Here is an 8,985-nt window from a genome sequence, read left to right on the forward strand (position 1 = left end):
CTGCTTCTGCTCGTCCGTGCCGAAGCCGAGGATGGTGGGGGCCGCCATCCCGAGGCCGATGCCGATCCGGCGGGGGTCGTTGTCGGGGGCGCCGGCGGCGGCGAGTTCGGCGTCGACGACGGGCTGGAGGGAACGGGGGGCGTCGAGGCCGCCCAGGCCCACCGGGTAGTGGATCCAGGCGAGCCCCGCGTCGAAGCGGGCACCCAGGAACTCGGTACGTCCGGTGGTGGCCGGAGGATGTGCGGCGAGCAGCTCACGGGTACGGCGGAGCAGGTCGGGGGCGTCGACGGTGGTCATCGGGCGCCTCCGGTCGGCAGGACGACGACGCGGCCGGTGGTCGTGCCGTTCGCGACCCGCTGGACGGCGTCCGCCGCGGCGGACATCGCGACACGCTCGCTGACCAGCGGCTTCACGAGGCCTTGGTCGGCCAGCTTGGTCAGTTCGTCGTGGCAGGCGCGGACGGCCGCCGGGTCCTTGGTGTTGTAGAGGCCCCAGTGGAGCCCGAGGACGGAGTAGTTCTTGACGAGTACGTGGTTGAGCGCCGGCGTGGGGATGGTGCCGCCGGCGAACCCCACGACGACGATCCGGCCCTCGAAGGCGATGCACTTGACGGACTTGGCGTAGGCGTCGCCGCCGACCGGGTCGTAGACGACGTCCGCGCCGCGCCCGCCGGTGGCCTCCTTGACCACGGCGACGATGTCCTCGGTGCGGCGGTCGATGACCAGGTCGCAGCCGAGTTCGCGGGCGACGGCGGCCTTCTCGGGCCCTCCGGCGACCCCGATGACGGTGGCTCCGGCGGCCCTGCCCAGCTGGACGGCGGCGCTGCCCACTCCCCCGGCGGCGGCGTGCACGAGAAGGGTCTCCCCGGGCTGGATACGGGCCCGGCGGTGCAGGCCGAACCAACCGGTCTGGTAGCCGATGTGCAGGGCCGCGGCCTCCGCGTCGTCCAGTGCATCGGGGGCCGGCAGCAGGGCCGTCTCGTCCACCACGACGTACTCGGCGAGGCCGCCGTGCGGGAGTGCCGGGGTGGCGAGCACCCGGCGTCCGTCCTCGGTCTCGCCGCAGATCTCGACCCCGGGCGTGAAGGGCAGTGGGGGCCTGACCTGGTACTGGCCCCGGCAGAGCAGTGCGTCGGGGAAGTTGATGTTCGCCGCACGCACCTTGAGGAGTGCCTGGCCCGCGCCGGGGACCGGGCGGTCCGTCTCGTCGAGGGTCATCACCTCGCTCGGTTCGCCGTTCCGGTGCACTCGCCATGCCTGCATGAAGGCCTCCACAAACCTGTCGGCGTAACTCCTGCTCCGGCGCATACTAAGCGGTCGCTTGCCCCCCTGGGAACACTCCGAGGTCTTCGGAAGCGGGCGGGCGGGGGACGCGAGGGGTGGCCCCTGCCGGACCTGTCAGTCGGTCTTCGGCCGGGCGATGACGTGCATGCGTTCCCCCTGCGGCCCGAAGAGACTGAGGAACTCCACCGTCTCCTCCCCGGCGGGGCCGAACCAGTGCGGCAGCCGGGTGTCGAACTCGGCGGCCTCGCCCGGTCCCATCACCAGGTCATGGTCGGCGAGGAGCAGCCGCAGCCGTCCGGAGAGGACGAACAGCCATTCGTACCCCTCGTGGGTGCGCTGCTCGCGGGGTTCGTCCGTACCGCCCTGCTGGACGAGTTTGTACGCCTGGAGTCCGCCTGGCCTGGCGGTGAGGGGGTACATGGTCCGGCCGTGGCGGACGACGGGCTTGGCCCGGACCCTGGGGTCGCCCACGGGCGGGGCGCCGATCAGGTCGTCGAGCGGGACTTCGTGGGCGCGGGCGATGGGTAGCAGCAGTTCCAGACTGGGGCGGCGACCGCCGGACTCCAGTCGGGAGAGAGTGCTGACGGAGATGCCGGTGGCCGCCGAGAGGGCGGCGAGGGTCACCTCACGGTCCTTGCGCAGACGGCGCAGCCGGGGACCGACTCCGGAAAGCACCGCGTCCAGTCCGGGGTCGCCTTGCGTCTGTTCCCTCATGAGGACCAGTGTGCCGAATCGGCAAGGGCATTTGTCAAGAGCGCGGCGCCTCGGCGGGCCCGTCGGCGAGGCGGGCCGCACGCGGGTGCCCGGACGCGAGGTGCTGGGCGCGGATGCCGGGCGCGCCGCGCCGGGCCGCGTGACGGGGAGGGGTGACGGCCTGCCGAGGCGACCGGACCCGCCACTGTCAGGCCAGGGAGAGGAAGAGCTTCTCCAGGCGGGCCCGCATCCGCTCCCGGTCCTCGGGGTCCGCCGTACCCTCGGCCAGACAGTGCTGCAGTCCGGTCGCGATGATCGCGAAGCCGGCCCGGTCCAGCGCGCGCGAGACCGCCGCCATCTGTGTGATCACGTCCTCGCAGTCGCGGCCCTCCTCGATCATGCGGATGACCGCGCCGAGCTGACCCTGCGCACGGCGCAGACGGTTGAGGACGGACTTCAGTTCGGCAGCCGCCATGTCGAGTTCCACACACACTCCTCCGAATACCCCCAGGGGTATTTTATCCTCTCCGGGGCAGGAGGAATCCGTTCCGCTTGCCCATGAACGAAAGGACAATCCCTCGTGACCAGCCCGGCATCCCTCTCCCCCGCCCAGGCCGCAGCCCGCCTGGAGGAATTCACCGTCATCGACGTCCGGGGTCCCGGCGAGTACGCCTCGGGGCACGTACCCGGCGCGCACAACGTCCCGCTCGACCGTATGGCCGAGGCCCTCCCGGCCCTGAAATCCGCCGCGGCACGGGGCGCCCTGCTCGTGGTGTGCGCCTCGGGCGTCCGCTCCACCCGCGCGGCCGAGATACTCGCCGACGCCGACATAGCGTCCACGACTCTGACGGGCGGCACCTCCGCCTGGGAGAGCACCGGGCACGACCTGGACCGCCCCGCCGGAGCGAAGGCGGTCTGGCCCATGGAGCGCCAGGTCCGGTTCGCGGCGGGCTCCCTGGTGGTGGCGGGTGTCCTCGCCGGCCGCCGCTTCCCCGCCGCGCGCTGGCTGTCGGCCGGTATCGGTTCGGGTCTCGTCTTCTCCGCCGTCAGCAACACCTGCGGCATGGCGGCGGTGCTCTCCAAGCTGCCGCACAACCGCACCCCGCGGACCGCCCCGGACTTGAACGAGACGCTGGAAGCCATCCAGAGCTGACATCCCGCACGTCCGCTCGGCAGCGGCCGGCCCGCAGGGAATGTCGTCGCGGGCGGCCCGCAGCCTGCGGCCCACCACGGCGCCGGAGCGGTGAGGCGGGGCGGTGTGAAGGCCGAAGGGACAATCCTCAGGTCCTGGCCGGGCCGGCCAGGACCTGAGCGGGCCTACGTCCCAGGCCCGTTCCGGAGCCGGGGCGGTCCGGCGGAAGGTCCTTCCTCCCTCGTCCCCGCCCCGGTCCGGGCTCGCTCAGACGTCGTCGCGGACCATGGCCAGCAGACGGTCCAGCACGCGCGGTCCGCCCGCGCGCAGGCCGTCGTGCTCGAACTCGTTGGTCACCCACGTCCGCAGTCCGCGGATGCCCGACGCCGTGGCGAGGGCGTGGGCCGTGTCCACGTACATGTCGTCGTGGTACACGGCAGCCGCGACGGGGACCTCGTTGGCGGCGAGGCGCTCCTTGTCGTACAGCTCCGGCCAGTCGGTGCGGGCGGCCAGCAGGTCCGCGGTCTCGCGCAGCGGGCGCAGCGCGGGGTCGGTTTCGAAGTGCCACGGGTGGATGCTCTCGCCGGTGAAGAGCAGCGGGCCGTCTCCGGCGAGTACGGTTGCGGCGTCGAACTGCGGGAACTCCGCGCGGACGCGTTCGGCGGACCAGGCGGTGGGCCGCTCGCCCTGGCCGTAGATCGCCTCGTGCATGAGGGCGTAGAGCGGGTGCCCGGCAAAGGAGTTCGCCGTGCGCACGGCCTCCTGGAAGGCGTCGGAGAGCGCGGGGCCGTCCGGCGTGGCGACGAAGGCGTTCTCCAGCAGGTAGTGGAGCTGGTGGCTTCCCTGGCTGCCGCCGAGCATGATGCCGAGCGACTGGAAGCCCTCGGGCGTCAGCTCGTGGCCGGCCGACTCGACCTGGTGCGACGCGAGGTACGCGGCGATCTCGCGCGCCCGCGCGACGTCCTGCGGGTAACGGGCGTAGTGGGCGGCGACCTTCCGCTCGATGCGCGGGTAGGCGGCCCGGTACACCTCGTCCGCGTGGGCGTCGAGCGACGGCAGTCCGCCCGTGATCAGTACGGACGCCAGACCCTCGGGGGCGGACGACAGATAGCGGACGGCGCAGAACCCGCCGAAGGACTGGCCGAGAACCGTCCAGGGGCGCCCATCGGTGAGCCGCTCCCGGATCAGTTCGCAGTCCCGCACGATGTTGTCGGACCGGAAATGGCTCAGATACGCGGCCTGTTCGGCGGGGCCGCCGCGCATCGGCAGGGTCTGCCGGTTCGCCGGGGTCGAGAGTCCGGTACCCCGCTGATCGAGGAGGAGTACCCGGAAGTCCTCGAGGGCCCGACCGAGCCACGCCTCCGTACCGAGGAACCGCCGCGCTCCGAACCCGGGGCCGCCTTCCAGGTAGACCAGCCAGGGCAGGTCCTCGCCGGCCTTCGACGGCGCGACCGCCTCCCGGCCGAAGACCTCGATCCCCTCGCCCTCGGGATCGGCGTGGTCGAGGGGGACGGTGAACCTGCGGTCCGTGAAGACGACGCCCGGGTGGCGGAAACTGCTCATAGTGCTGCTCCTGAATCGTTCGGATTCCGGACAGTTCAGCACACGGCCCCCACCTGGCTCTTTCCACCCCCGGCCCTGGTGCTCTCCGGGCCCGCCGTCAGGTGACGGAGCCCTCCCTCGCGCGCCGGTAGGCGCTGCCGTCGCGGGTACGGGTCAGCAACCGCGCCTCGACCAGATAGCGGCGAAGGGCCGCCGCGTCGTCGTGGACCGTCAGAAGCGCGTCGTTGACCTCGCGTTCCGTGTAGTCCCGTCCGGGCTGGAAGAGCGTCTCGGCGAGGTGGGCCAGCAGCGGACCCCGGCGGGCGGCCTTGCGCGGGACGGACTTCAGCCGCCCGTGGGAGAAGAGGTCCGCGAGAGGGTGGGCGGGACGTGTGTCGTTGTCGGGCATGAAAGGCAGCGTCGCAGCACGGCGGTCGTGCCCGCAACGCGGTTTTCGCGTCGCATCCACGTCGCTCACCAGGGGCGATGCGGTACGCCGGAGGCCACCCGGAGCGACGCGAACGGGTACGCAGGCGAGGGTGTGTCCGGCGGATCAGGTCTTGACCGGCTCCCGGCGGGGCACCTAGGTTCGGGATAGAAAGCGCTTGCTAACGGCGGGCGCACCACCGTCGAGCCGAGGGTCCCGCCATGCCCACTCCCGCCCCACCTCCGCGTCCGGTGCGCGTCGCGATCGTCGGTACGGGCGCCGTCGCCCGGGTCGGGCATCTGCCCGCGCTCCTCGCGATCGCGGCGGAGCAGCCTCTGGAGATCGTCGCGGCGGTCGACCGCGACGCCACCGCGGCCGAGGCGTTCAGGGCGGAGGCCGGTATCGGCGCCGCCTACACGGATCTGACGGCGATGCTGGCCGAGCGGCGCCCGGACCTCGTCGTCCTGTGCACCCCGCCGCGTTTCCACCGGGAACAGACGGTCGCCGCGCTGCGGGCCGGTGCGTGGGTGTGGTGCGAGAAGCCGCCCTGCCCGTCGCTGGCGGACTTCGACGCGATCGAGGCGGCCGAGGACCCGGAGTGCGGCGGCCCGTACGCGGCGATCGTCTTCCAGCACCGGTTCGGCTCGGGAGCGGACCACGTGGGGAGGCTGCTCTCGTCCGGCGCGCTGGGCAGACCGCTGGTGGCCCACTGCCAGACCACCTGGTACCGCGACCGGGCGTACTACGCGGTGCCCTGGCGGGGGCGGTGGGACAGCGAGGGCGGTGGCCCCGCGATGGGGCACGGTATCCACCAGATGGATCTGCTGCTCGATCTGCTCGGCCCGTGGGAGGAGATCCGTGCGATGGCCGGAAGGCTGGTCCACGACGTGGAGACGGAGGACGTCTCCACCGCGCTGGTGCGGTTCGCCGGCGGCACGCTGGCGACGGTCGTGAACAGTGTGCTGAGCCCCGACGAGGTGAGCCGTATCCGCATCGACTGCGAGCACGCGACAGTGGAGCTGACCCATCTGTACGGCCACCGCAACGCGGACTGGCGGATCACCCCCGCGCCCGGGACGCCGCCCGGGCGGGTGGCCCGCTGGCGGGATTTCGGCGCCGACGTGCCCAGTTCGCACGAGGCCCAGCTGCGCGGGCTGCTCGCCGACCTACGGGCCGGGCGCAGGCCGCGCGGCAGCGGGGCGGACGGCCGCAAGAGCCTGGAGCTGGTCACCGCGCTCTACAAGGCGGCCTTCACCGGCGGCTCGGTCCGGGCGGGCGACATCGGTCCGGACGATCCGTACTACCACGCCCTGCACGGCGACGCGCCGGGCTGGGCGCCCGGCCCCGGGGGCACACCCGCCAGCTCCACGGACACCATGCCTGCGACGGGTACGACGACGGAGATCACCGCATGACCGCGCAGCCCGTTCTCGTCCACCGGCACGGCGACGACATCCGTGTCTCCGCGGCCTCCACCGGGGTGGAGCTGCTGCGGTACGTCTACCGGGCCGAGGCCGCCTGGGAGGCGCCGAAACCGTACATCCATCCACTGCGCACGCTCGCCGGCCGTACGGTCACCGACTACCGCCCCAACGACCACCGCTGGCACAAAGGGCTGCAGATGACCGCCTCGCACCTGTCCGGGCAGAACCTGTGGGGCGGCAACTCCTACGTGCACGGCGAGGGTTACCGCCCGCTGCCCGAGCGGGTCGGCTCGATGGCACACACCGGGTTCGACGAGATCTCCGCGCGGGAGGACCGGGTCACCCTCGTGGAACGGCTGACCTGGCATCCGTACACCGGTGAGCACTGGGCCGACGAGGTACGTCGGGTGGAGGTGCACGACATCGACCCGGTGGCCGGGAGCTGGGCCCTGACGTGGTCCAGTGCGGTGACCAACCGGCGTGCGGAGCCACTGCGGTTCGGCAGTCCGGCGACGCACGGGCGGGCCGGCGCCGGGTACACCGGTCTGTTCTGGCGCGGCCCCCGGGCCTTCCGGGGCGGCCGGGTACTCTCCGCCGACGGCGAGGGGCCGGGGCTGATGGGGAGCCAGTCCGACTGGCTCGCGTACACCGGGGAGCACGACGGCTTCGACGGCCACGCCACGGTCGTCATGGCCCACGCCCCCGAGAACGACCACACCGGCGCGAGCGGGGAGCACCCGGCGCACTGGTTCGTGCGCAACGACTCCTACGCCGGCATGGCCCCGTCGTTCGCGTTCCACGAGGAGCTGGTGCTCGACCCCGGCAGGACCCTCACACGGCGCTACCGGGTACTGATCGCGGACGGCGCCTGGGACCGGGACCGGATCGAGCACGGTCTGGGCCGGATGGCCTGGTAGGAGGCGCGCCGGACCCCACCGGGCCCGGATCGCCCACGCCCGGTGGGGCCGGGGCGGACCGGCTTGCGTCCGTACGGTGGCACCTGGAAGCGAGGGTGCTGCGAACCCGATCTTCGGGGCAGTTTGTAGGAATGTCTGTTTCCGCACCCGTACTCGAACTAGTCCGGCGCACCACCGAACCGGCGGCCGTACAGACCCTGCGTTCCACGGCCGCCGCTGTCATCGCGTTCTCCGTGGCGCAGGCGACGCTGCCTCAGCCGGCGCCGCTGACCGCTCCCCTGACGGCGCTGCTGGTCGTGCAGGTGACCCTCTACGCGACGCTGACCACCGGCATCCGCAGAGTCAACTCGGTGATCGTCGGCGTCCTCATCGCGATCGGTTTCAGCGCGCTGGTGGGTCTGAACTGGTGGAGCCTCGGACTGACGATCTTCACCGCCCTGCTGATCGGCCGGGTCGTGCGGGTCAACGAGTTCGTCCCCGAGGTGGCGATCAGCGCGATGCTCGTGCTGGGCGTCTCCCAGGTCGCCGACACCGCCTGGGACCGGATCCTGGAGACCTTGATCGGCGCGGGGGTCGGGCTGCTCTTCAACCTCTTTTTCGCGCCACCGGTATGGGTGGAGACGGCGGGTGCCTCCATCGAGGGACTGGCCACCCGGATGGGCTCGATGCTGCGCGCCATGGGCCAGGAGATCGGTGGCCACATCCCCGTACCGGAGGCGGCCGCCCGGCTGCACGAGGCCCGGCGTCTCGACCACGACATCGTGGAGGTGGACGCCTCGCTGCGACAGGCCGAGGAGAGCCTCATGCTCAACCCGAGGGTGCGCCAGGGCCTGCTGAACCGGGTCGTCCTCAGAACCGGGCTCGACACGCTGGAGATCTGCGCGGTCGTGCTGCGCGTACTGACCCGCACCCTGACGGATCTGGCCAAGCAGCGCACCGAGGAGACGATGTTTCCCGAGGACGTGGGCGAGGGGCTGACCGAACTCTTCGACGGGATGGCCGAGGCCATCGAGGCGTTCGCCCGGCTGATCACCTCGCCCCTCGCGACGGGGGGCGAGCAGGCCGAGGACCGCCTCGCCGAGGCGCTTGCGCGGAGCCGGCAAACGCGCGACAGGATCGCAGATCTGCTGCTGGAAGACGTACAGGAGCACCCCCGGCAGTGGCAGCTGCACGGGGCGCTGCTGGCCGAGGTGGACCGCGTGCTCGACGAGCTCGACATCGACAAGCGGACGGAGCGGCTCGGCGAGGAACTGGACCGCCGGTCGGCCGAACTGCACGAGCGCCACCCCCTGCTGCGTCGGCTGAGGCGGAGGCTGAGCGGCAACGGCGCGCGGCGTCGGCCGGCGGAGAAGTCCTGAAGTCCGGTCACGGGGCCGTCCGGACCGTCCACAGCGCCGCCGAGGCCGGTTCCGGGTCGCCCACCGGCCGGGCCGACGCGCCCGGGAGCCCCTTCGTATCGGTTCGCGCGCAACCCATTGACCGCCGATTCCGGTTGACGTACCGTCACCGGCGTTCGCATACAAGAACTCGGTTCAGATGAACGAACGTCGTTCCTCAGGTTTTCCCG

General features: G+C 72.1%; 9 protein-coding genes and 1 pseudogene. 4 read left to right on the forward strand and 6 right to left on the reverse strand.

Annotation, left to right across the window (positions count from 1 at the left end; genetic code table 11):
- The 4 genes and pseudogenes from ACFWEP_RS26565 to ACFWEP_RS26580 form a co-directional block, all read right to left on the reverse strand.
- Window positions 1-297: pseudogene (locus ACFWEP_RS26565) on the reverse strand (acyl-CoA dehydrogenase); the annotation flags it as partial.
- Entirely contained in the window at window positions 294-1,262 is a 969-nt protein-coding gene (locus tag ACFWEP_RS26570) for an NADPH:quinone oxidoreductase family protein (protein ID WP_387373567.1), read from the reverse strand. The gene ACFWEP_RS26570 and the pseudogene ACFWEP_RS26565, both read right to left, overlap by 4 nt.
- 135 nt (window positions 1,263-1,397) lie before the next feature.
- Window positions 1,398-1,997 (reverse strand): helix-turn-helix domain-containing protein, encoded by a 600-nt coding sequence (locus ACFWEP_RS26575; RefSeq protein ID WP_387373569.1) that lies wholly within the window; start codon window positions 1,995-1,997, stop codon window positions 1,398-1,400.
- Window positions 1,998-2,184: 187 nt separating this feature from the next.
- Window positions 2,185-2,463 (reverse strand): metal-sensitive transcriptional regulator, encoded by a 279-nt coding sequence (locus tag ACFWEP_RS26580; protein ID WP_387373571.1) that lies wholly within the window; start codon window positions 2,461-2,463, stop codon window positions 2,185-2,187.
- A 93-nt stretch (window positions 2,464-2,556) separates the two neighbouring features.
- Between ACFWEP_RS26580 and ACFWEP_RS26585 the strand changes: the two genes are divergently transcribed.
- Window positions 2,557-3,129, forward strand: a complete 573-nt coding sequence (locus ACFWEP_RS26585; RefSeq protein ID WP_387373573.1) for a rhodanese-like domain-containing protein — start codon at window positions 2,557-2,559, stop codon at window positions 3,127-3,129.
- 246 nt (window positions 3,130-3,375) lie between these two features.
- Here ACFWEP_RS26585 and ACFWEP_RS26590 read toward each other — a convergent pair whose 3' ends face one another.
- Window positions 3,376-4,671, reverse strand: coding sequence for an alpha/beta fold hydrolase (locus ACFWEP_RS26590; protein WP_387373575.1), 1,296 nt, complete (start codon window positions 4,669-4,671; stop codon window positions 3,376-3,378).
- Window positions 4,672-4,768: 97 nt separating this feature from the next.
- Window positions 4,769-5,059, reverse strand: a complete 291-nt coding sequence (locus ACFWEP_RS26595; protein ID WP_387373577.1) for a DUF2087 domain-containing protein — start codon at window positions 5,057-5,059, stop codon at window positions 4,769-4,771.
- 239 nt (window positions 5,060-5,298) lie between these two features.
- Between ACFWEP_RS26595 and ACFWEP_RS26600 the strand changes: the two genes are divergently transcribed.
- The 3 genes from ACFWEP_RS26600 to ACFWEP_RS26610 all read left to right on the forward strand — a co-directional run bounded on the left by ACFWEP_RS26600 (window position 5,299) and on the right by ACFWEP_RS26610 (window position 8,776).
- Window positions 5,299-6,492, forward strand: coding sequence for a Gfo/Idh/MocA family protein (locus tag ACFWEP_RS26600; RefSeq protein WP_387373578.1), 1,194 nt, complete (start codon window positions 5,299-5,301; stop codon window positions 6,490-6,492).
- Window positions 6,489-7,418 (forward strand): PmoA family protein, encoded by a 930-nt coding sequence (locus ACFWEP_RS26605; RefSeq protein ID WP_387373580.1) that lies wholly within the window; start codon window positions 6,489-6,491, stop codon window positions 7,416-7,418. Before ACFWEP_RS26600 ends, ACFWEP_RS26605 begins: the two co-directional genes overlap by 4 nt.
- A gap of 131 nt (window positions 7,419-7,549) precedes the next feature.
- Window positions 7,550-8,776, forward strand: a complete 1,227-nt coding sequence (locus ACFWEP_RS26610) for an aromatic acid exporter family protein (protein WP_387373581.1) — start codon at window positions 7,550-7,552, stop codon at window positions 8,774-8,776.
- Window positions 8,777-8,985 lie beyond the last annotated feature (209 nt).

It is taken from the genome of Streptomyces sp. NPDC060198 (assembly GCF_042728415.1).
Taxonomy (GTDB): Bacteria; Actinomycetota; Actinomycetes; order Streptomycetales; family Streptomycetaceae; genus Streptomyces.

Coding starts and splice junctions, on each gene's coding strand:
- ACFWEP_RS26570 (WP_387373567.1), bottom strand. CDS start 1,262: ATGCAGGCATGGCGAGTGCACCGGAACGGCGAACCGAGCGAGGTGATG.
- ACFWEP_RS26575 (WP_387373569.1), bottom strand. CDS start 1,997: ATGAGGGAACAGACGCAAGGCGACCCCGGACTGGACGCGGTGCTTTCC.
- ACFWEP_RS26590 (WP_387373575.1), bottom strand. CDS start 4,671: ATGAGCAGTTTCCGCCACCCGGGCGTCGTCTTCACGGACCGCAGGTTC.
- ACFWEP_RS26595 (WP_387373577.1), bottom strand. CDS start 5,059: ATGCCCGACAACGACACACGTCCCGCCCACCCTCTCGCGGACCTCTTC.
- ACFWEP_RS26600 (WP_387373578.1), top strand. CDS start 5,299: ATGCCCACTCCCGCCCCACCTCCGCGTCCGGTGCGCGTCGCGATCGTC.
- ACFWEP_RS26605 (WP_387373580.1), top strand. CDS start 6,489: ATGACCGCGCAGCCCGTTCTCGTCCACCGGCACGGCGACGACATCCGT.
- ACFWEP_RS26610 (WP_387373581.1), top strand. CDS start 7,550: ATGTCTGTTTCCGCACCCGTACTCGAACTAGTCCGGCGCACCACCGAA.